This window comes from Egibacteraceae bacterium (assembly GCA_040905805.1).
Lineage (GTDB): Bacteria > Actinomycetota > Nitriliruptoria > Euzebyales > Egibacteraceae > DATLGH01.
Genome location: JBBDQS010000127.1, coordinates 1 through 21420, shown reverse-complemented (window position 1 = coordinate 21420; position 21420 = coordinate 1). Strand labels below are relative to the sequence as shown.

The 21420-nt window shown below is 73.9% G+C and carries 16 protein-coding genes; 9 read left to right on the top strand and 7 right to left on the bottom strand.

Annotated features, from left to right (window positions below):
* Window positions 1-134: 134 nt before the first annotated feature.
* On the bottom strand, window positions 135-944 hold the full coding sequence (locus tag WD250_14150; GenBank protein ID MEX2621352.1) for a UbiA family prenyltransferase: 810 nt from the start codon (window positions 942-944) through the stop codon (window positions 135-137).
* 65 nt (window positions 945-1009) lie between these two features.
* Between WD250_14150 and aspS the strand changes: the two genes are divergently transcribed.
* The 3 genes from aspS to WD250_14135 are packed head-to-tail and all read left to right on the top strand — an operon-like array spanning window position 1010 to window position 4829.
* Window positions 1010-2791 carry an aspartate--tRNA ligase gene (gene aspS / locus WD250_14145; protein MEX2621351.1) on the top strand — a complete coding sequence of 594 codons (1782 nt, stop codon included), beginning with the start codon at window positions 1010-1012 and terminating at the stop codon, window positions 2789-2791.
* A gap of 17 nt (window positions 2792-2808) precedes the next feature.
* Window positions 2809-3876, top strand: coding sequence for a polysaccharide pyruvyl transferase family protein (locus tag WD250_14140; protein ID MEX2621350.1), 1068 nt, complete (start codon window positions 2809-2811; stop codon window positions 3874-3876).
* Entirely contained in the window at window positions 3873-4829 is a 957-nt protein-coding gene (locus tag WD250_14135) for a lysylphosphatidylglycerol synthase domain-containing protein (GenBank protein MEX2621349.1), read from the top strand. The genes WD250_14140 and WD250_14135 overlap by 4 nt, the downstream gene beginning before the upstream one ends.
* 18 nt (window positions 4830-4847) lie before the next feature.
* On the opposite strand, the gene WD250_14130 is transcribed toward WD250_14135, so the two are convergent.
* From WD250_14130 to WD250_14115, 4 genes are all read right to left on the bottom strand, one after another.
* Entirely contained in the window at window positions 4848-6392 is a 1545-nt protein-coding gene (locus WD250_14130; protein ID MEX2621348.1) for a peptidoglycan binding domain-containing protein, read from the bottom strand.
* Between the two features lie 88 nt (window positions 6393-6480).
* Window positions 6481-8364, bottom strand: a complete 1884-nt coding sequence (locus tag WD250_14125) for an S-layer homology domain-containing protein (protein MEX2621347.1) — start codon at window positions 8362-8364, stop codon at window positions 6481-6483.
* 156 nt (window positions 8365-8520) lie between these two features.
* Window positions 8521-9627: a UDP-N-acetylglucosamine 2-epimerase gene (locus WD250_14120; protein ID MEX2621346.1), complete on the bottom strand. Its 1107-nt coding sequence runs from the start codon at window positions 9625-9627 to the stop codon at window positions 8521-8523.
* A 75-nt stretch (window positions 9628-9702) separates the two neighbouring features.
* Window positions 9703-11655: a SpoIID/LytB domain-containing protein gene (locus WD250_14115; GenBank protein MEX2621345.1), complete on the bottom strand. Its 1953-nt coding sequence runs from the start codon at window positions 11653-11655 to the stop codon at window positions 9703-9705.
* 248 nt (window positions 11656-11903) lie between these two features.
* Between WD250_14115 and WD250_14110 the strand changes: the two genes are divergently transcribed.
* The 3 genes from WD250_14110 to WD250_14100 all read left to right on the top strand — a co-directional run bounded on the left by WD250_14110 (window position 11904) and on the right by WD250_14100 (window position 16273).
* A complete protein-coding gene (locus tag WD250_14110) occupies window positions 11904-14225 on the top strand; it encodes an S-layer homology domain-containing protein (protein ID MEX2621344.1) in 2322 nt (773 codons plus the stop codon).
* A gap of 191 nt (window positions 14226-14416) precedes the next feature.
* Window positions 14417-15718 carry an S-layer homology domain-containing protein gene (locus WD250_14105; protein MEX2621343.1) on the top strand — a complete coding sequence of 434 codons (1302 nt, stop codon included), beginning with the start codon at window positions 14417-14419 and terminating at the stop codon, window positions 15716-15718.
* A gap of 51 nt (window positions 15719-15769) precedes the next feature.
* Window positions 15770-16273, top strand: coding sequence for a hypothetical protein (locus WD250_14100; protein ID MEX2621342.1), 504 nt, complete (start codon window positions 15770-15772; stop codon window positions 16271-16273).
* On the opposite strand, the gene WD250_14095 is transcribed toward WD250_14100, so the two are convergent.
* Window positions 16270-17097, bottom strand: coding sequence for a sulfite exporter TauE/SafE family protein (locus WD250_14095; GenBank protein MEX2621341.1), 828 nt, complete (start codon window positions 17095-17097; stop codon window positions 16270-16272). The genes WD250_14100 and WD250_14095 overlap by 4 nt on opposite strands.
* Entirely contained in the window at window positions 17094-17807 is a 714-nt protein-coding gene (locus WD250_14090) for a hypothetical protein (GenBank protein MEX2621340.1), read from the bottom strand. Before WD250_14090 ends, WD250_14095 begins: the two co-directional genes overlap by 4 nt.
* 135 nt (window positions 17808-17942) lie before the next feature.
* On the opposite strand from WD250_14090, the gene WD250_14085 reads away from it, so the two are divergent.
* From WD250_14085 to alaS, 3 genes are read left to right on the top strand one after another with little or no spacing between them, the layout of a single operon-like run.
* Entirely contained in the window at window positions 17943-18392 is a 450-nt protein-coding gene (locus tag WD250_14085) for a DUF948 domain-containing protein (protein ID MEX2621339.1), read from the top strand.
* A gap of 2 nt (window positions 18393-18394) precedes the next feature.
* Window positions 18395-18700 (top strand): hypothetical protein, encoded by a 306-nt coding sequence (locus tag WD250_14080; protein ID MEX2621338.1) that lies wholly within the window; start codon window positions 18395-18397, stop codon window positions 18698-18700.
* Between the two features lie 7 nt (window positions 18701-18707).
* Entirely contained in the window at window positions 18708-21389 is a 2682-nt protein-coding gene (alaS, locus tag WD250_14075) for an alanine--tRNA ligase (protein MEX2621337.1), read from the top strand.
* The last annotated feature ends 31 nt before the right edge of the window (window positions 21390-21420 follow it).

Here is a 21420-nt window from a genome sequence, read left to right as displayed (position 1 = left end):
CCGCGGCGGGCCGGCGGCCCTCGTCGCCTCGGGGACCGGACGGGTCGGGCGCGGGCGGTGGGGGCGCCGGCGGGTCGGGCGCCGGCGGGTCGGGCGCCGGCGGGTCGGGCGCCGGCGTGGGGGTCCCTGGCGGGTCAGGCGCCGGCGGTGCCCGCGAGGAAGGCCACCAGGACCGCCCCGGCGGCGGCGATGGTCAGGTGGAAGGCCAGGCGCGTCCGTCCGCGCAGCCCCGCGACCAGCATGCCCCCCACCAGTAGCAGGCCCGCGGCCACCGCGCTCCCCGTGACCGGCTCGAGCGGGCGTACCCCGGCGGCGATCACCGCGGCCCCGGCGCCGAGCAGTCCCGCGGCCGCCACCAGCGACCCGCGGAACCCCAGGCGCTGCGGCAGGCCCCGCACGCCGGTGCGGGCGTCGGCGTCCAGGTCGGGCAGCGCCTGGGTGCAGTGCGCGCCCGAGCCCAGCAGCGCCGACGCGACGGCCGCCCACCACGGCGGGAGCGGGTGGCCGGGCAGCCCCACCCACACGAACACCGGGATCAGGCCGAACGCGACGGCATAGGGCACGACGCTGGCCCCGGTGGCCTTCAGGCGCAGGTTGTACGCCCAGCCCGCCCCGAGGCCGAGCAGGTGCACGGCGGTGGCGCGGGGCCCGCTGGCCAGGGACAGCGCCACCGCCGCCCCGAGCGCCACCAGCGCCGCGTTGCGGACCGCAGCGGGCGCCAGCGCGCCGGCCGCGACAGGCTTGTCCGGCCGGCCGACCATCCGATCGCGTTCGCGGTCGAGCCAGTCGTTGCCCCAGGCGACCGAGACCTGTCCGGCCAGGACAGCCGCCCCGACCCACACCACCCCCGCGCCCGACCGTCCGGCCCCGACCGCCAGCGCGCACGCCACAGCCGTGACGGTGAGGCTGGGCTCGAGGTGGGCCGCCCGCAGGTAGTGCCGCATGCAGAGCAGTCTCCCAGGCCCGCCGGTTCGCTCCCGTGTTGGTCGAACGGCTAGCCTTCGCGGGCGTGACCCCCTACGGATCCCTCCGCACCCACGGCGCGGGCACGGTGCGCCCCGGCGACGACGGCACCGAGGTGACGGTGGCGGGCTGGGTGGCCCGCCGGCGCGACCACGGCGGCGTGGTCTTCCTCGACCTGCGCGACCGCTCCGGGGTGGTGCAGGTGGTGGCCGACCCCACCGCGTCGGCGGCGCTGGAGGCCGCGCACCGGGTTCGCGGCGAGTACGTCGTCCGCGTCACCGGCAGGGTGCGCACCCGCCCGGAGGGCATGGTCAACCCCGCCCTGGAGACCGGCGAGGTCGAGATCGCCGCAACCGCGCTGGAGATCCTCGCCGAGTCGGAGACCCCGCCGTTCCCCCTGGACGACGACAACCCGGCCGAGGAGAACCTGCGCCTGCGCTACCGCTACCTCGACCTGCGCCGCCCGGCGGTCGCGCGGGCGATCCGCCTGCGGGGCGACGTCACCCGCGTGATCCGCCGCGTGATGGAGGCGCACGGCTTCCTCGACGTGGAGACGCCGATCCTGACCCGCTCCACGCCCGAGGGCGCCCGTGACTTCCTCGTGCCCGCCCGCCTGCAGCCGGGCAACGTGTACGCACTGCCGCAGTCCCCCCAGCTGTTCAAGCAGCTGCTGATGGTCGCGGGCCTGGAGCGCTACTACCAGATCGCCCGCTGCTTCCGCGACGAGGACCTGCGGGCGGACCGCCAGCCCGAGTTCACCCAGCTCGACGTCGAGGCAAGCTTCATCGACGAGGAGGATCTCTTCTCGCTGATGGAGGAGCTCATGACCGCGCTGTGGTCCGAGCTGCTCGGTGTGGACCTCGCCGCCCCGTTCCCGCGCATCACCTTCGCCGAGTCGATGGCCCGCTACGGCACCGACGCCCCCGACACCCGCTTCGGCATGGAGCTGGTTGACCTGGCCGGGGTCTTCGCCGGCACCGAGGTCGGGATCTTCAAGGGTGCCCTGGAGGCGGGCGGCAGCGTGCTCGCGGTGCGCCTGCCCGGCGGCGGACAGCTGACCCGCCGGGAGTTCGACGAGTGGGTCGAGTTCGCCAAGCGCCGCGGGGCGAAGGGCATGGCCTGGGTTGTCTACGAGAAGGGCACGCCGCGTGGCCCTCTCGCGAAGTTCTTCACTCTCGACGAGATCAACGAACTCGTCGAGGCGACTGGTCTCGAGGACGGCGACGCCCTGTTCTTCGGGGCCGGCGAGACCCGCGTCACCCAGGAGCTGATGGGCGCGGTGCGCGTGGCGCTGGCGCGCGACCGCGACCTGGTCCCCGCCGACCGGTGGGACTTCGTGTGGGTGACCCGCTGGCCGCTGCTCCAGTGGCATCCCGACGCGCAGCGCTGGGACGCGATGCACCATCCGTTCACCGCACCCGACGACGCGTCGCTCGCGACCCTCGAGGACGCGCCCGGGGAGGCGATGAGCCGCGCCTACGACCTCGCGCTCAACGGCTCGGAGCTCGGTGGCGGATCGATCCGCATCCACCGCCGCGACGTGCAGCAGCGGGTCTTCGCCCTGCTCGGCATCGACGCCGCCGAGGCCGACGAGAAGTTCGGGTTCCTCCTCGACGCGCTGTCCTACGGGGCGCCGCCCCACGGGGGCATCGCGTTCGGTCTGGACCGTATCGCGATGCTGATGGCGGGCGCCGGCAGCCTGCGTGACGTGATCGCGTTCCCGAAGACGCAGACGGGCGGTGACCCGATGACCGACGCTCCCACCGCCGCGGACCCGGCGCTGCTGGCCGACCTCGGCCTGCGGTTGCTGCCGCCCCGCAAGCAGTAGCCGGGAACGCGCGGCCCGTGCCCCGTGTCCTGGTTGCCGGCTGGGTGGGGTCCACCAACCTCGGCGACGAGCTGGTTTTCGCGGCCTTGCACGCCAAGCTCGCGGGGCGGGGCGCGGCCGTCGCGGTCGTGTCGGTCGACCCGGCTGCGACGAGCGCCGCGCACGGTGTGGCGGCACTGGACCACCGCGACCTGCCCGGCTTGATCGCCGCCGCTGGCCAGGCCGATGGCGTGGTGTTCGGCGGCGGGGGGCTGCTCCAGGACGAGACCAGCCCGCTGAACCTGCCCTACCACCTGTCGCGCGTGGCGGTGGCGCGGGGTCGCCGGACCCCCTTCGCGGCGGTGGGAGTGGGCGCGGGCCGCCTGGACACCCGCCTGGGACGGCTGCTGGTGCGCCGGGGGCTGCGTGGCGCGGTCGCGGTGAGCGCCCGCGACGGCGATTCCGCCCGCCTGCTCGAGGCGGTCGGGGTGCACGACGTGGGCGTGGCGGCCGATCTGGTGCTGGGGCTGCCGACTCCCGCCGCGGCGCCTGCCGACCAGCTCGTGGTCTGCCTACGGCCCTGGTCGGCCGGGCGCAAGCGTCTGCCGGCGGGCCTGCGCGGGGACGCCACCCCCGACGCCGTCGTCGCCGCGGTCGCGCACGCTCTGGACCAGGCCGCGCACGCCACGGGGCTGGCGGTGCGCTTCGTGGCACTGCAGCGCGACCGCGACGACGCGCTGCACCGCCGCGTCGCCGAGCGCATGGACGCGACCGTCACGACGGCCGCACCCGACCTCGACGGTGTGCTGGGCGAGATCGCCGCCGCCCGGGCGGTCGTGGCGATGCGCTACCACGCCGGCATCGGCGCGGTGCTGGCCGCCCGACCGTGCGTGCTGATCGGCTACGCCCCCAAGGTCGACGCACTGGCGGGGGAGCTGGGAGCGGGCGGTGCCCTGCTCGCCTGGGACCAAAGGGACCTCGGCGGGCTCGCGCGAGCGGTCGACGCGGTCAGCGGACACGACGCGGCGGTGGCGACCGCCCGTGACCGGTTGCGTGCGCGCGACCGGGTCAACGATGCCGCCCTGGACCGACTGCTCGACCGGTGAGCGTGACCGACGCCACGCGCAACCGCCTGCTGCAGGTCGCGCGCTGGATCTACGTCGGCGTGCTGGTGGCGGTCGTGGTGTGGCTGGTGTGGTCGCGTCGGGAGGACCTTGCCGAGCTCGTGGCGGGAGCCCGACCGGGCCTGCTGCTGCTGTCACTGGCGCTGGCCCTGGGTCAGCTGGGGGTGAACGCGGGGTTCTGGACCAGTGCGCTGGACGCGTTGGGGGAGCGCCAGCGGTGGGCCACCGTCGTCGACGCGACGGCCCGGTCCGTACCGACGCGCTACCTGCCGGGCAGCGTCTGGTACGCCCTGGGCCGCGCGACCCTGCTGCACCGGGCAGGGGCCAGCAGGCGGGCCGTGGGGACGGTGGCCGTGCTGGAGTCCGCCCTGTCCATCGTCGTGGTGCTCACGTTCGGGGCGGTGCTGCTGCTGGTCAGCGGGCGGCTGCCAGCGGCGGGGTGGCAGGTGGCCGCCGCCTGCGTCGCGCTGGCGGTGCTCGCGTCCCCGCCGGTCGTCAACGCGCTGCTGCGTCTGGTCGCGCGCCGCCGCGGCGGCCAGGCGGTGCCGCTCACCTGGCGGCGCCACCTGCGTCTGCTCGGGTGGATGGCGGTCTTCTGGGCCTACTCGGCCACCACGTTCAGCGTCTACCTGGCGGCCTTCCCCGGGGTGGCGGTGGGGTCGGTCATCGAGGTCGCCGGCTCGTTCATGGTGGCGTGGGGCGTCGGGTTCCTCGCCGTGTTCGCGCCGCAGGGCGCCGGCGTGTTCGAGCTGACGGTCGCGGCGCTGCTCACCACCGAGGCGGTGGCCGGCGTGGCCGTCGTCGTGGGTGGGTACCGGGCCCTCGTCGCGGTGCGCGACGCGGTGGCGTTCGGGGCCACCGGCCTGCGCACCGCCGCGGGTCGCGCTGCCCGCGGCGGGCCGGGGGCAGCGTCCGGCGACCCCCCGGAGGCGTGAACCGCCGGAGGGCTCCGGTCACTCGCGCAGCGACACGATCGTGGCGCCGGGTTCGACCATGTCGAACAGGGCCACCACATCGGCGTTGGTCAGGCGCACGCAGCCGCGGGAGGCGGCCGCGCCGATCGAGCCGATGTTGGCGGTGCCGTGGAAGCGGATCAGCGTGTCGTGGTCGCCATCCATCCAGTTCACCGCGCGCAAACCGAGCGGGTTGTTCGGGCCCGGGCCGATCACGCTCGGCATGGCGGCCCCCCAGCCGTTGGGCGCGGGGTTGTACCAGGTGGGTGCGGCACGCTTGGCGCCGACGGTGAACACCCCGGTGGGGGTGTCCGCGCCGGCCTGACCCACGGCGACGGGCCAGTCGGCCACGATCTCGCCGTCCTCGTAGAGGTAGACGCGGCGCTCGTTCTGGCGGACCAGCACGATCTGCCCCAGGTCGTCGGCCTGCGGTGTGGTCTCGCGGACCGGCAGCTCCACGGTGTCCGCGCCGCCGGCCAGCGCATCGCGCAGCGCCGCTGCGGCCCCGTGGCGGTCCACGGTCCGTCCCGGCCGACCGGGGACGACCTGCACCCAGCCGGACGAGTAGTCTACGGTGGCGTCCTGGGCGTCGTGACCGATCTGCTCGCCGATCGCGTCGAGCAGCGCACCGAGCGGCTCGTTGTCCACGGTGAACGCAACCGCCGTGGCCAGCGCGGAGCGGGCGGTCGCGTGCAGCGCAACGGCTCGGACGGACCGCATGGTGTCGCCATGCTGGGCCAGCGCGGTCTCCACGGCCGGCCCCAGGTCCGGGGTCGCGGCGAGGGAGCGCGGTGACACCTGCCAGCGCTGCGTGCCATGGGTGATCGTCACCGTGCGGTCCATGGCGTCCTCGACGGCGCGCTCGAGCGCGGGCAGGAGGTCTGCGACCTGCCCGGCGTCCACCGCGGGGGCGACCTCGTCCGGGGACAGCTCGACCCGGTCGGTCCCCCCGCGCAGGGCGGAAAGCACCGCGCCGGCCGCGGCGACGCGGTCCAGCTGCCGGCCGGGGACGGACTCGCGGACCGTCAGGCCCTCGGGTGTCTGCTCGGCGGTGGCGTCCCGCGGCTCGCGGTCAACGGCCTCGCCGACGTCGTCGACGAAGGCCAGCAGGCGCTCCGGCGGGACCGACACCGTGACGTCGATCGCGCGGTCGGGGCTGGCGCCGAGCCAGCGGATCATCGCCAGCTGCGCCAGGGAGGTGGCCGAGGTGGCGGCCGCGGCCGCCTCGAGCTGGTCCTCGGCGCTGGTGGTCGCGCCCAGCTCGCGGGCGGTCAGCTCCCATTCCAGGTCGCCGTGGGCGACGGTCACCGGTCGGGACAGGGCTGCGTGGGCGGCACCGCGGACCAGCGCACGGGCATCGTCGAGGGTGGCGGTGCCGAGGTCGGTGCCGGCGAGGGTCACCCCCGGGAGCAGCCGCTGCTCGGCGGCGAGGGACTGTTGCCACGTCGACGCGCTGGTGGCGGCGGCGCCGGCGACAACCCCGAGCAGCATGGTGGCCACGCCCGCCAGGAGCACCCACTGACGGGGTGCTCGGACCACACCCACGGCTGGATGCCGGGCCTCCACGATTCTGGCCCCCAGGGATTTCACGGATCACGACGTTTCGCTACGACGCGCCTCGTACGGTGGCAGCCTACCAGCCGAAACCGAGGGCGCGGGCGAGGAAGCTCGCCATCTGGTCGCGGGTCACCGGCAGGCGCGGGCAGTAGCGGTCCTCGGAGCACCCGGCGGTGATGTCCGCCGCGGCGACGGCGTTGATGCGGGCCCGGTGCACGGAGTCGTCGATGTCGGTGAAGCGGTCCTGGGCGCCCTCGTCGAGCTCGAACGCGCGAGCGATGAACGTGGCCATCTGGTCGCGGGTGACGGTGGCCCCGGGGGCGAAGCGGCGGGGCGCCACGCCCTCGGTGATGCGTGCCGCGGCCACGGCGTTGACCGCGTCGCGATGCGGCGAGTCGCGCGCCACGTCGTCGAACCGGTCGGCGGCGCCCGGGTCCAGCGGCAGGTCCAGCGCGCGCGCGAGGAACGTGGCCATCTGGTCGCGACGGACGCCGGCACGCGCGTCGTACGTGCCGTCGGGGCGGCCCGCCGCCACACCGCGCTCGGCGATGGCCGCGATGTTGTAGGCGTGCACCGACGAGGCGGCCACGTCGCGGAAGTCGCGGTAGGCGATGACACCGAACTGCTGGGAGGGTGGCGCGTCGCCCTGGTCACGCAAGGCCAGGTACAGGTCGGCGCCGGCCACCTCGATGCCGTCGCCGGTGATCTCCCGCCGATCGACTCGTGCACCGCCGCTGGTCCAGCCCGAGACGGCCAGGGTGCGTGGCGTCCCGCCGATCGTTCGGGTCACGACGTCGACCGCGGTGACGGTGGCGAGATCCGCAAGGCCAGCGAGGACGTGGTGGTCGAGCTCGTGGCTCCACGACGCCTGCGGGTACGCCGCGGCGAGCTCGGTGTTGCCCACCCACGGGTCGCCGGCGCTGCGCAGGGCGGGCACGGTCCGCCCCGCCAGGGCCCAGGACTCCTCGGACTGCTCGCTGCGTCCGCCGTGCGCCGGGGCGAAGAGGGCCTCGACGAGGGCGCCGTCCTGGTCGACGACGGCCTGCTCGGCCGTGTCGCTGACCGCGGCGGTCCACGTGTCGCTCTCCGCGCCGGCACCGGCGTAGGCCTGGTCGTCACCGCTCATCCCGAGGTGGCAGCCACAGCTCGCGCGTGGCCCGGCCGCGACCCGGCGTGCGGCGAGCGTGCGCGAGACGACGGCCTGGGAGCGCAGCGCCGCTGCCTCCCACGACGGGTCGATGACGTCGAGCCCGAGCAGGTAGTCCTCCAGCGGCAGGCGCAGCACCGGGCGCAGCGCACCGCTGTCGCCGTCACGGGTCACGGTGATCTGGCCGTGCCGCAGGCTGCCGTCGCCGCTCCCGGTGCCGTCGGGGATCTGGGGCAGGCGCAGCGCGGGACTGCCCGCGGTGGCCATGTGGATGTTGGCCGGGCCCGCGCCGTACCCGACCGCACCGCCCCCGGCGTCGCGCAGGACGAGCCCGGCCGGCCGGAGGATCGGGATGCCGGGGTCGAACGCGATCGTCCACGTCTGCCCGGCGGCCACGCGGTGGGTCGAGCCGTCGGGCGCGAGCCGCACGTCGACGGCGCCGTCCCCGTCGGCCCGCAGCGCGCTCAGGCGCAGCACGGTCGGATCGGTGACCGCGGGGTTGGCGTGGAACAGCCCGACCCGCACGGGGTCGCTTGCCTGGGTGACCTCATGGGGGTCGACGGTGACGCCCGTGTAGAAGTGCTCGAGGATCTGGGTGTGGCTGCGGCCGTCACGCGCCAGCGCCCGCGCACCCCATTGGCTCAAGCCGAGACCGCTGCCCTCGCCGCTGCCCCGCAAGGTGAACGACGGGGCGGGTCGAGCCTGGGCGTCCTCCTCCTGGCCTCCCGCCGGGCCCGCCAGCAGGGACAATGCGAGCGCGACCGCCACGAGGGCGACCACGAGCGGGCGGGCGCCACCGAGCACCACCGTCACACCATGCCTTTCCGCCGAATGCGGCCCGACCAAGCCGCACCGCCAAGCCTAACGCGCCCGCGGCGCGCTAGTGCCCGATCGGCTTCTGTGTGCGGCGGCGCCCCATCGGTCTCCGGCTCCCAGCACCCCCTCTCAGGTCGCCTCCGAGGCGCCGCCTCACCGAAGGGCGGTGGGGTCCATCTCGTCCAGGGTGGCCAGCAGCTGGTCGAGGATCTCCTTGGACGGGGTGACGTCGGGGGAGAACGGGTCGTGCCGGTGGCGGTCGGGCTGCGCGAGGAAGGCGTCGACCACGGCGGGTTCGTAACGCGAGAGGACGACGTTGCTGCCGAGGCCGTCCGGGCGCTCCGACCGCAGCCGCCACAGCAGCGTGGGCACCCCGAGCAGGGCGCACTCCTCCTGGATGGAACCGCCGTCGGTGATCACGAAGGGCGCGGTGTGCAGCAGGCGGGTGAACTCGAAGTGGGGCACCAGGGGACTCATCTCGACGCCGGCGTCGCGGATCAGCTGGTCCGCACCGCTGCGGGCCAACGTCTGGATCGTGGGACCGTGCAGCACGAACCGGACCGCTTGCCGCTCGGCGATGCGCAGCACGAGGCGCACCATGGCGTCCAAGCGCCGCCGGTTGCGCAGGTTCTCGACGCGATGCATGGTCACGACGACCGGGCCCGATCCCGGCGGGCCGGCGTCTCGCAGGCTGTGACGCAGCGCCTCGATGACGGTGTTGCCCTGCAGGGGGATCACCCGGCCCCGCAGGCGCATGGCGCGCAGGTTGGCCAGCGCGGCACGGTCGGGGGCGAACAGCAGCTGTGAAAGCCGCATCACCCACAGCCGCACCAGCTCCTCGGGGAAGGGGTTCAGCAGGCTGTGGCTGCGCAGCCCAGCCTCCAGGTGGGCGACCTGGAGACCGGCGCGCCGGGCCATCAGGGCAGCCAGCAGCGTCGAGGGGGTGTCGCCGTGGACGACGCACACCCCGCCCGCGCCGCCGAACACGTCCCCGCGCAGGCGCGCGGGGGAGCGCAGCCGCGTGGTCAGTCGCCCTGACCACAGCAGCGCGTGGCCGATCGTGTCGACGTTCTCCTTGCCGCCCAGCACGTAGTCAGGGTCGCGGACCCCGAGGTCGGCGCGCATCGTCACGGACAGGCGGGCGTGCTGACCGGAGTCGATCAACCGGTACTCGACGCCCTGCTCGTCCATCAGCCGCAGCAGGGGCGCGGTCTTGATGTACTGGGCTTTGGTCCCGAGGAAGACGTGGATGCGGTTCACGGTGGGCAAGCCTAACCGGCCGACGGCTCCGTGCACCGGCACGCGGTCGCACAACCCCGGCATCGCCGCGCCGGCCTACCAGCCCCCCCCGAGGGCGCGGGCGACGAACGAGGCCATCTGGGCCCGGGTGACCGCGTCGCGAGGGCAGTAGCGGTCCGCGGCGCACCCTGCGGTGATCCCCCGGGCGGCCACGGCATTGATGGCGTCCCGGTGCGGTGAGCTCGCGGGGACATCGGTGAAGCCGTGGTCGCGAGCCCCGGGCAGCTCGAAGCCGCGGGTCAGGAAGGACGCCATCTGGTCACGGGTGACGCCCCTGGCGGGGCAGAACCGCGTGCCGCCGGCGTTGCAGCCGCCGGTGATGCCCGCGCGGGCCAGGGCGTTGATCGCCGCGCGGTGCGGGTTGCGGGCGATGTCGGTGAACCGGTCGGACGCGTGCGGGTCGGCGTCCAGGCCCAGCGCCCGTGCCAGGAAGGCGGCCATCTGCGCCCGGGTGACCGTGGCCCGCGGGCAGTACCGGGCGGGGTCGGCGGCGTCGCACCCCTGGGTGACGCCCCGTTCGGCGAGGGCCCAGATGCTGAACTCGTGGGGGGACCCGTCGTCGTCGGTGAACGGCGAGACGCTGAATGCCCGCAGCTGCTGGCTGCGCATGAACGGCTGGCCGTCGCGGACCGGCCAGCGCATCCGCAGCGTCGCGCCGGCGTTCTTGTCCCCGCTGAACGTGCGCGTCACCCGCTCGCCGTCGTCGGTCCAGCCCCGCACGGCCAGGGACCGCGGGGTGCCCCCGGGCGTGCGGTCGCGCACGCCGATACTGGCGATGTGGGCGACCCCGGTCTGGTCGGCCACGGCACGGACGAACTCGGTGTTGCTGACCTGCGCGGTCCACGAGACGTAGGGATTGCCCGCGCCGCGCGACCAGGGGTCGTCGACGCTGCGCAGGTACGGGTAGTCCGTGGTCGTGGCGCTGAAGGCCCAGGAGTCCTGCACGTTCTCCGTGCGTCCACCGTGCGAGGACGAGTAGTAGGTCTCGGCGAGCCTGCCCTCGTGGGTGACGACCTGCCGGGTGGTGGACGTGACCGCTGCCACCCAGTTGCTCCCACCGGCGCCGCCCTCCTTGGCCCAGCCGGCGTAGGCCTGGGTCCGCGGGGTCGTGTCCAGGTGCCAGGGCGCACCGCTGGCGACCCGGCGGCTGGCATAGGTGCGTCCCGCGATCGCCTGAGCCTGCAGCGCGGCGGTCTCCCACATGGACGGCACCTCGGCCAGGCCCCGCAGGTACAGCTCCATCGGGATCGCCAAGATCGGGCGCATGCGGTTGGCGGCGCCGTCCCAGACCACGGTCACGTGACCCCACTGGAAGGCCCCGGCCAGGTCTCCGGCCGAGCAGCCCCGCTGCGGCAGGCAGAGCACCCCCGGATTGGCACCAGCCGGCGGGGCGATGCCCAGGCGGACCGGCCCCGGGCCCCGTTCGAGCTCTGCCCCGCCGGCATCGCGCAGCACGAACGCCCCGCCGTCCTGCGCCAGGGTCCATGCGCCGGCCGGTGCGGGCAGGGCGCGCTCGGCCTGACCCGGCCCCAGGCGGATGGTCGCCGCGCTGGTCGGGCTCGCGCCGCCGGTGCGCCCACGGGTCGCCACACGGACCTCCCGCGCGCCGTCGCCATCGACCCTGCCGTCGAACAGCTCGACGCGCACCTCCGTGCCCGGGTCGACCGAGCCCGCGGTGCCGACGGCAACCCCCGGGTAGTAGTGGGCGAGGATCTGCGGCGCGCTGCGCCCGGCCTGGGCCTGCGCCCGTGCCCCGTACTGGCTCATCCCCACGCTGTGACCCCAGCCCGACCCCCGCATGGTCACGTTCGGGAAGCGCCCGGGAAGCTCGGTCGAAGGAGCAGGCGCCAGGTCGGGGGTGTCGCGGCCGAGCAGGTCATCCAGCAGGTCGCCGATACCGCCCTGGGGCTGGGCCCCTGCGGGCGCGGCCACGAGCATCAGGGCCAGCGCCACGGCGGTGAGGGCACGCCAGCGGGAGCGAAAGGTCAAGTGGTGGATCCTCCAGCCGGACTGATGGGTGTGGCGAGTGGCAGTGTACGGTTCGCGAAGGTTCCTGCCACCCGTCCTGTCCGGCAGGTGCAGACCATGATGAGTGGGACAAAATGGGTTTGTCCGCAGCAGACCGTATCGCTGAGCCTCCCCCGGACGTCTGAGCGACGGGCGCCGGCGCGCTCGTCGCCGCCGACCGGTGCGCGGTCGGAGACTGCAGGACACACCGCCTTGTTGGGAGGCCACCGATGACCGTGACGGACCACCACAGCGGGCTTGCTCTGCGCGTGCTGGCAGTGCTGGGGGCGTTGGCGATGACCGGTTCCCTGCTCGCCCAGCCAGCCCAGACGCAGGAGCCGACCGCCGACCCGTGCGCGGAAGCGCCGGCGTCGACCTTCACCGACCGCGAGGACATCCCGCCGGCGCACCAGGGGAACGTGGACTGCGCCGCGGAGGTCAACATCGTGCAGGGCTTCGAGGACGGCACCTTCCGGCCGCAGCTGCAGGTGCGCCGCGACCAGATGGCGTCGTTCATCGCGTTGACGTTGGACGCGGCCGGTGTCGGCCTGCCGGCGGGCGAGGCCGATACGTTCACCGACGTCGGTGACGGCAACATCCACGCCGACAACGTCAACCGCCTCGCGGCGGCGGGCATCGTCCAGGGCGGTCCGCTGGGGCTGCCCGCCGACGAGTACGGTCCCGGGCTGCGCACGCGCCGCGACCAGATGGCCTCCTTCCTCATGCGCGCGGCGGGCTACGCCCTGCACGACGACGTGGACGCCTTCGACTCTCCCGATCAGCAGTTCACCGACGTGCCCCCGGGCAACACCCACTTCACGAAGGTCAACGGGGCCGCGGAGCAGAGCATCACGCAGGGGATGGGCGGCGAGCGCTTCGCCCCCGGCCAGGAGACCCGTCGTGACCAGATGGCGTCGTTCGTGGTGCGCCTGCTCGGGTTCGTCCTCGACGCCGAGGACGGGCCGAGGATCGGTCTCACGCTCGACACGCTCACCGGGCCGCCCGGGACCCAGGTGAACGCGACGATGAGCGGTGACGTCGACCGGGTGGAGTCCGTCGCGATCGCCGGTGACTGCGTCCAGGACGGTGATGTCACGGTCGCCGGCGGCGCCTTCACGTTCGACGTCGCCGGCGACGCGGAGGCCGGCGCCTGCGAGGTCACCTTCACGGTGACCTTCGACGACGACTCGACCCAGGTCCTGCGGGGCACGTTCGGCGTCGTGGTCGACGGTCCCGCGGTCGGCCTCACCGTGGCTCCCACGACCGGCCGGCCCGGCACGACGGTGACGGTGACGGTGACCGGCGACGTCGCCCTGGTGGCTTCAGTGGCGGTGACCGGTGCGTGTGTCCAGGACGGCGACGTCACGCTGGCCGACGACACCTTCACCTTCGACATCGCCGCCGACGCGGTGGACGGCGCCTGCGAGGTCACCTTCACGGTGACCTTCGACGACGGGTCGACACGCACCTTCACGTCGACGTTCGACGTGGCGGACACGGACCTGGCGGTGAGCATCGTCCTGACACCGCCGGCCGGCACGCGGGACGCGGACACGAAGGTCAGGCTGACCGGGGAGGACGTCGACGAGGTGGACGCCGTCGCCGTCGCGGGCCCCTGCGTCGAGGCCGGCGACCTCACCCTGGTCGGCGAGGCGTACCCGTTCGCGATCGCCGATGACGCGCCCCTCGGCGCGTGCGAGATCATCTTCACGGTGACCTTCGACGACGGCTCGACGCAGACGTTGACGGGCTTGTTCGAGGTGCGACCCCAGGTGAGCGTCGAACTTGAACCGACGACCGGCCCGGGCGGCACGACGGTGACAGCGACCCTGACCGCGGCCGTGCCCAGCGACGTCGACGAGGTGACCGGCGTCGTGGTGACCGGCGACGATTGCGTGCAGCAGGGGGGTAGCTCTGCCGAGCCACTCCCGGTCGATGACGGCACCTTCACCTTCCTCATCGCCCCTGACGCCGAGGTCGGCGAGTGCGCCATCACATTCGGTGTGCGCTTCCGCAGTGACCCGAGCCCGGCCCCGGCCCCGACCGCCACCTTCGTCGTCGAGCCGGTGGTCGTCCTGGAGGATTGGGTCGTGGCCCTGTCGTGGGTCAACGAGGTCGACACCCCGCCCGGTGAGACCCCCGACATCGGAGACACCACCTTCCGCCAGGGCGAGGAGGGGACCACGGGCCAGGCCACCCTGGTGGTCCGCGAGACCGCGGACGGCTCGCATCAGCAGGTGCTGTTCGAGCTCGACGCGTCCGCGGTGACCGCGCCGTTCTGCGACGGTCCGGGAGCCCACATCCATCAAGGCGGTGTGACCGAGAACGGCCCGGTGCGGGTGTTCCTGGCGACCTGCGCGGAGCTGGACGCCAACGGCGGCGTGGTCTCGGGCGTCTTGACCGACGCCGACTTCAGCGGCGGCGTCACCATCGCCGACGTCGTGGCCGACCCGGAGGACTTCTACGTCAACGTGCACTCCGACGCGTTCCCGCCGGGGGCGATCCGCGGGCAGCTGCCCGACGGCGGGCAGAGCCTGATCCCCGCGCCATAGCCACCCGCGACCGCCGGCGTCCCATCCGCCCGGGGGTGGGACGCCGCGGCCGGCTGTCCCACCGCGTCCCCGCGGGAAGCGCCAACGGCGCATGTTATCGGGGCGGGGCGGTGGGGGTAAGGTCGGCTCCGCTCGCGGTGACATCCGGTTCCCGCGAGGTTCACCCGGCGTTCATCACCTGGAGGCATCCCATGACGGCATCGGACCGTTTCGGCACCACCCTGACCTACGTCGTGGGGGTGGCTGCCGTCCTCGCCCTGGCTGCAGCCCTGCTGCCGCTGGCAGGGCCCGCACTGGCTCAGGAGACCGGCGGTGCCTGTTCGGCTGACGTGGAGGATGCGCCGTTCACCGACCGGCAGGAGATCCCCGAGGCCCACCGTGCCAACGTCGACTGCGCGGCCGACAGGCAGATCGTCCAGGGCTTTGAGGATGACACCTTCCGGCCGGAGCTGCAGGTGCGTCGTGACCAGATGGCGTCGTTCATCGCGTTGACGCTCGACACGGCGGGGGTCACCCTGCCCGCGGGGGAGGGCCGGTTCACCGACGTGCCGGCCAGCAACGTGCATGCGGACAACATCGAGCGCCTGGCGGCGGCGGGCATCGTCGAGGGCGGCGCGGTCGGGCTGCCCGCCGACGAGTACGGCCCCGGGCTGCGCACGCGCCGAGACCAGATGGCGTCGTTCCTCATGCGTGCAGCCGGCTACGCCCTGCACGACGACGTGGACGCGTTCGACTCCACGGATCAGGAGTTCACCGACGTGCCGGCAGGCAACGTGCACTCCGCCAAGGTGAACGGTGCGGCGATGAACGAGATCGCCCAGGGCACCGGCGGGGACCAGTACTCCCCGGCCCGGGACACGCGTCGTGACCAGATGGCGTCCTTCGTGGTGCGCCTGCTGAACTTCATCGCCGGCGACGATCCCGACCCGGTCGCGCACGAGGTTGCGATCGAGTTCGATGTCCTCAGCGGGGCGCGGGGGGACACGGTCACCGCGTCCGTGACCGGTGATGTCGCCGAGGTCGCGTTCATCAGCGTCACGGGTGACTGCGTGCAGGACGCCGACCACACGCTCGATGCGCTGGACCAGTTCGCCTTCTCCATCACCGACGACGCCGAGGACGGCATCTGCGAGATCGACCTCACGGTCCACTTCGACGAGCTCGAGACCGGCGAGACCCAGACCCTCAGGGCCAGCTTCCTCGTCACGTCCGACGTCGTCGACCCCCCGCAGGTGTCCGTCTCGCTCGACCCCGACACCGGCAACGTCGGCGCCACGGTGACCGCCACGGTGACCGGTGACGTCGACCGCGTCGAGTCCATGGCCATCACCGGGGCCTGCGTGGAGGACGACGACCAGGTCACGCTGACCGATGGCGCGTTCACGTTCGACATCACGAGCGGTGACGGCGACTGCGGCATCTCGTTCACCGCGACCTTCGACGACGACTCGACCCAGACGCTGACCTCGACCTTCATCGTGGAAGGCGGCTGACGCGACGCCGATCGGACCCGGCCGCGCCGCCGATGGCTAGACTCCTCGCACATGGCTCGCCTACCCCGCGCCTGGCCTGTCCCGGTCCTTGTGGCCGCCGCCCTGGCCGCCCTGCTGGCAGCGGCGTCCACGGCCCTGGCCGCCGACGTCATGCTGGGCCCCGGAGGCTTCGAACCGCAGACGGTCACCGTGGATCCCGGCGAGGAGATCGTGTGGGTGAACGACAGCGCCGCGCCGCAGACCATCATCGGCGAGGACGGGAGCTGGGACTCCGGCCCCCTGGCCGCTGGGGAGACGTTCTCGGTCGCGTTGCGCACGGCCGGGACGGTGGCCTACGGCACCGACGATGGCGCGCACCTCGGCCGGATCGAGGTGCGCGCCGCTGCCCCGACCGCCGCGTCCCCGCCGGCCTCCGATGTGCACGGCGAGCAGGTTGTGGCCATGCCGCGCACGGGCGGGCCGCTCCGCCCGGCGGGCCTGCTGGCGGTCGCGTTGCTCGCCGCGGGCGGGGCCTGCCTGCTCGCCGCGCCCAGGCCCGGCGGCCCGACCGCCTAGCCGGACGACAGCCGGACGGCCGCCAGCACGGAGACCCACGCGCCGCCGGTGAGCACGCCCAGCGCTGACACCAGTGGCAGCGCCGCGGCCAGGCGGGCCACGCGCGGGCTGCGCGCGGCGCGACGCGCGATCAGGTCGCGGCCGCGCAGCGTGGCGAGGCCCACCGCGGTCAGGGTGAGCGCCAGCCCGACGCTGAAGGCCGCGACGAGGAGCAGCCCGAAGGCGGCCCGGCCGACGAACAGCGCGGTGGCCAGCACCAGGAAAGCCGAGGGGGAGGGCAGCAGACCCCCGGAGACGCCCAGGAGCACCAGGCCTCGCCGGGACAGCGGCGCGACGCCGTCGGGCAGCAGGTGGTCGTGGGCGTGGTGGCGGTGACCGCCCGTCTCGGCGACCGGGGCGGACACCGGCACGCGGCGCAGCCGGACCTGGCGCACCACGAGGCCCACCCCGACGAGCAGGATGAGCAGCCCGGCGACCAGGGTCATGACGGGTGCCAACCGGTCAGCACCTGTCGGGACCCGGGTGAACAGGTACAGGCCGAACCCCAGCGCCAGGACCGACCCGGTGTGCATCACCGAGACGATCGCGCCCAGGGCCACCGCGTCACGCGGGCGACCCCGCGACCCGACGAGGTAGGCCGCGGCGATGGCCTTGCCGTGGCCGGGGGTCAGCGCGTGCACCATGCCGACCCCGGCCGCGATGGCGACCGCCAGCAACGCGAAGGGCAGCCCCAGCTGGTCGACGTCGATCAGCCGGACGAAGTGCTGCTCCAGCCACCCGAGCTCGGCGGCCTGGGCCAGCGCCCCGCCGTCGGGCACCCTCACGACCGCCGACGCCACGCCATGGCCCCGAGGGCGCCGGCCGTGCCCGCCCCGATCGCCCCGACCACCCCGAGCAGGCCCAGGGGCGCGCTCCAACCCCCGTCATCCCGCTCGGGCGGCCAGGCGGAGAAGTCCCAGCGTCGCTCGGGTGACTCGGTGGTGAACACCGACTGGACCGGGGTCCCCCGGCCCTCGGTGAGGGCGAACGTGCGGTAGGCATCGTGCACGTCGTGCAGCATCGTGATGCGCAGGTCGACCATCGCGACGGGTTTCGGGCACGCGTAGGTGACGCTCACCCCATCAGTCAGGAAGCTGTCGATGGGCGCCACGGTGCCGTCGCAGGCGACCCCGTCCTGCGACACGGTGAGGCGTTCCAGCACGTACTCGCGCAGCAGCGGGGACGCCGACAGCTCCTCCTCGGCGGCGGCCGGGGGCGCGGTCTGGACGGGCCCTTCCAGGTAGCGCTCCAAACTGCCGTCGTCCAGGATCCCGATCGCCATGCCGACGACCAGGGCGTCGTCGGAGGCCGCCACCCAATCCATCCGCACCTCATGGCCCGAGGCGGACACGAGCGCGGTCGGGGGAGGACCGAACGGATGGGCGCCCGCCGGCGGCACGGCCGACAGGGCGACACCGACGGTCGCGGCGACCAGCACGGCGACACGCGCCCGCCGGGAAGGGCACACCGCCCGGCCCCTGCTTGGGGTGCTCATCCCGCCAGTATGGCGGCAGGACGCCGGGCCTTGCAGCGCGCCACCGGCCGGGAGCGCCGCCGGCCGCTCGTCCGCTAGGCTCGGGGCGCGCCGAGCGCCGTGCCCAGCCCACCGACCACTGGAGGAAGAGCAACCGTGAGGTCTCGTGGAGTGCTGGTGTCCGTCGTCGCGGTGCTGCTCGTCGCCGCCGGGTTCGTCGCGGCGGGGGTGTTGCTGGACGCGAGCTTCTTCGGCGTCGCCGCGATCATCGCCGCGGTGGCCTTCGGTGGGACGATGCTCGGGCTGATGGCGTTGCTGCTGACGCTGGTCGGCACCGTGCGGGAGCTGACCCGCACCGTCGAGCAGGTCACGTCGCAGACGGTCCCCCTGCTCGGCGGTGTCAACGAGACGGTCGCCGGGGTCAACACCGAGCTCGCCCGGGTCGACACGATCGTCGCGAGCGTGCAGCACATCACCACCTCCGGGGAGCGGGTCGCCGACATCCTGAGCGCAGCCGTCGCCAACCCGCTGATCAAGGCGATCGCCTTCGCGTCGGGCACCGGCGCGGCGGTGCGCGTCGCCCGCAAGCCCAAGAAGGACGACTAACCGTGTTCAAGCGGCTGTTCTTCACCGCCGTCGGCCTGGGGGCGGGCGTCGCCGTGGGCGTGTACGCGGTGCGCAAGGTGGAGCAGACCCAGCGACGGCTGAGCCCCGAGGCGCTGGCCGCCGGTGCGGGCGCCCGGGTGGACGCGCTGGCGGGTCGGGTGCGCGACGCCCTGGCGGAAGGCCGGGCGGTGGCGGCCGCGCGGGAGGCGGAGCTGCGTGCCTCCTGGCGGTCCCCGACGGGTCCCGGGGGCGTGCTCGCCGGACGCGACGATGCAGAATGGGGTTCGCCCGCCCCCGCCCCGAAGTAGCGAGCCCATGGACTCGAGCGCCATCCGCCGCACGTTCCTGGACTTCTTCGCTGCTCGTGACCACCGGGTGTGGCCGTCGTCGTCGCTCATCCCGAACGACCCGACGCTGCTGCTCACCGTGGCCGGCATGGTGCAGTTCAAGCCGTTCTTCCTCGGGCAGGCCACCCCGTCGCACCCGCGAGCCGTCAGCGTCCAGAAGTGCGCCCGGACCAACGACATCGAGAACGTGGGCCTGACCACCCGCCATCTCACGTTCTTCGAGATGCTCGGCAACTTCAGCTTCGGCGACTACTTCAAGCGCGAGGCCATCCGCTGGGCCTACGAGCTGGCCGTCACCCCGGCCGACCAGGGCGGCTGGGGCTTCGACGGCGAGCGCCTGTGGGCCACGGTCTACGAGGACGACGACGAGGCCGAGCAGCTGTGGCTGTCCGAGACCGACATCCCCGCCGCCCGCATCCAGCGCCGCGACGCCGAGGACAACTTCTGGTCCACCGGCGGCTCGGGCCCCTGCGGTCCCTGCAGCGAGATCTTCTACGACCGCGGTCCCGAGCACGGCGCCGACGGCGGCCCGGTGGTCGACGAGACCCGGTTCCTCGAGTTCTGGAACCTCGTGTTCATGCAGTTCGAGACCTCGGGCCAGGGCGACCCGAAGCTGAAGGGGTCCGATGCGATCCTGCGGCCCCTGCCGGCCCAGAACGTCGACACCGGCAGCGGGCTGGAGCGCGTCGCCATGCTGCTGCAGGACGTCCCGACCGTCTTCGAGACCGACGTGTTCAAGCCGATGGTCGACCGGGCGGTCGACCTGACCGGGTCGGCCTACACCGCCCGCTTCGACGAGGACGCCGAGACCGACGTCTGGATCCGGGTCATGGCCGAGCACGCCCGCTCGACGGCCTTCCTGATCGCCGACGGGGTCCTGCCCGCCAACGAGGGGAGGGGCTACGTCCTGCGCCGGCTGATCCGCCGGGCGGTCCGCAGCGCCCGCAAGCTGGGCAGCGACGCCACGATCATGACCCCGATGATGGAGACCGTCATCGACACCCTGGGCGACGCCTGGCCGGACCTGAAGGCCCAGGCGAACCTGGTCACCAAGATCGCCCAGTCGGAGGAGGACACGTTCTCCTCGACCCTCCGCACCGGCCTGGTGATGCTGGAGGGCGCGATCGAGGACACCAAGGCCCAGGGCGGCGCCGAGCTGGACGCCCAGACCGCCTTCACCCTGCACGACACCTACGGGTTCCCCGTCGACCTGACCCTCGAGATCGCCGCCGAGCAGGGCGTCACCCTGGACCGCGACGCCTTCGCCGAGCACATGGACGCCCAGCGCGACCGTGCCCGCGCCGCCACCAAGTCGGGCCGCGACGCGGGCGCCACCGACGTGTACAAGCGCGCCGCCAACAAGGCCGGCCGCACCGACTTCAGCGGCTACGACCACGAGACCGACGAATCGGCCGTCGCGGCGCTGATCGCCGGCGACGACCTGGTCGACCGCGTCCAGGAGGGCGACGAGGTGCAGGTCGTCCTGCGCCGCAGCCCGTTCTACGCCGAGGGCGGCGGCCAGCTCGGCGATCACGGCCACATCACCACCCCGGCCGGCCGGATCGAGGTCAGCGACACGACCAGCCCGACCGAGGGGCTGATCGTCCACACCGGCCGGGTCGTTGCCGGCGAGGTCACCGACGGCGCCGACGCGCTGGCCGAGATCGACCACGCCCGCCGTGCCTCGATCCGCCGCGGCCACACCGCCACCCACATCCTGCACGCCACCATCCGCGAGATGGTCGGCGACCACGCCGCCCAGGCCGGGTCGGCGATCGACGCCGGGCACTTCCGCTTCGACTTCCCCCACTTCGAAGCGGTCAGCCGCGACCAGGTCCAAGAGCTCGAGGGGCTGGTCAACGCCCGCATCGCCGACAACCCCGAGGTCCTGACCCGGGTGATGAGCCAGGAGGAGGCCCGCAAGGCCGGCGCCACCGCCCTGTTCGGCGAGAAGTACGGCGACACCGTGCGGGTCGTCACGATCGACGAGTACTCGATGGAGCTGTGCGGCGGCACCCACGTCCACGCCGCCGGCGAGGTCGGGCTGTTCACCGTGCTGCACGAGGGGTCGATCGCCAACAACGTGCGCCGCATCGAGGCGCTGACCGGACCCGAGGCGTTCGGCCACCTGTCGAAGGAGCGGTTGATCGCCGAGCAGGTCGCCCAGATCCTGAAGGTCCCCTCGGCCGAGGCGCCGGCCCGGGTCGAGGAGCTGATGGCCCGGGTGCGCGACGTCGAGAAGCAGCTGGCCCGCACCCGGCAGGACGCGGTCATGGCCCAGGCCGACGCTCTGCTGCAGTCGGGCGAGGCGGTGGGCGATGCGATGGTCGTCGCCGGCGTCGTCCCGGGGGCCGACCACGAGGCCCTGCGCGCCCTCGCCCTGGACCTGCGCAACCGCATCAGCCGGGGTGTGGTGGTGCTCGGCACGGCCAAGGACGACGGCAAGGCTCAGCTGATCGCCGCGCTGACCGCCGACGTCGTCGAGGCCGGCACCAACGCCGCCGACGTGCTGCGGCCAGGCGCCAAGGTCGTCGGCGGTGGCGCCGGCGGCAAGGGCGACATCGCCCAGGCCGGTGGCAAGGACGGCTCGAAGATCGAGGAGGCCGTCCGCACCGCCGCCGCCGAGGCCCGCACCCGCCTGGGCGCGTGACCGCACCCCCACCACCCCTGTGGTGGGGGGG

Coding starts and splice junctions, on each gene's coding strand:
- WD250_14100 (MEX2621342.1), top strand. CDS start 15,770: ATGGCTCGCCTACCCCGCGCCTGGCCTGTCCCGGTCCTTGTGGCCGCC.
- WD250_14090 (MEX2621340.1), bottom strand. CDS start 17,807: ATGAGCACCCCAAGCAGGGGCCGGGCGGTGTGCCCTTCCCGGCGGGCG.
- WD250_14110 (MEX2621344.1), top strand. CDS start 11,904: ATGACCGTGACGGACCACCACAGCGGGCTTGCTCTGCGCGTGCTGGCA.
- alaS (MEX2621337.1), top strand. CDS start 18,708: ATGGACTCGAGCGCCATCCGCCGCACGTTCCTGGACTTCTTCGCTGCT.
- WD250_14150 (MEX2621352.1), bottom strand. CDS start 944: ATGCGGCACTACCTGCGGGCGGCCCACCTCGAGCCCAGCCTCACCGTC.
- WD250_14105 (MEX2621343.1), top strand. CDS start 14,417: ATGACGGCATCGGACCGTTTCGGCACCACCCTGACCTACGTCGTGGGG.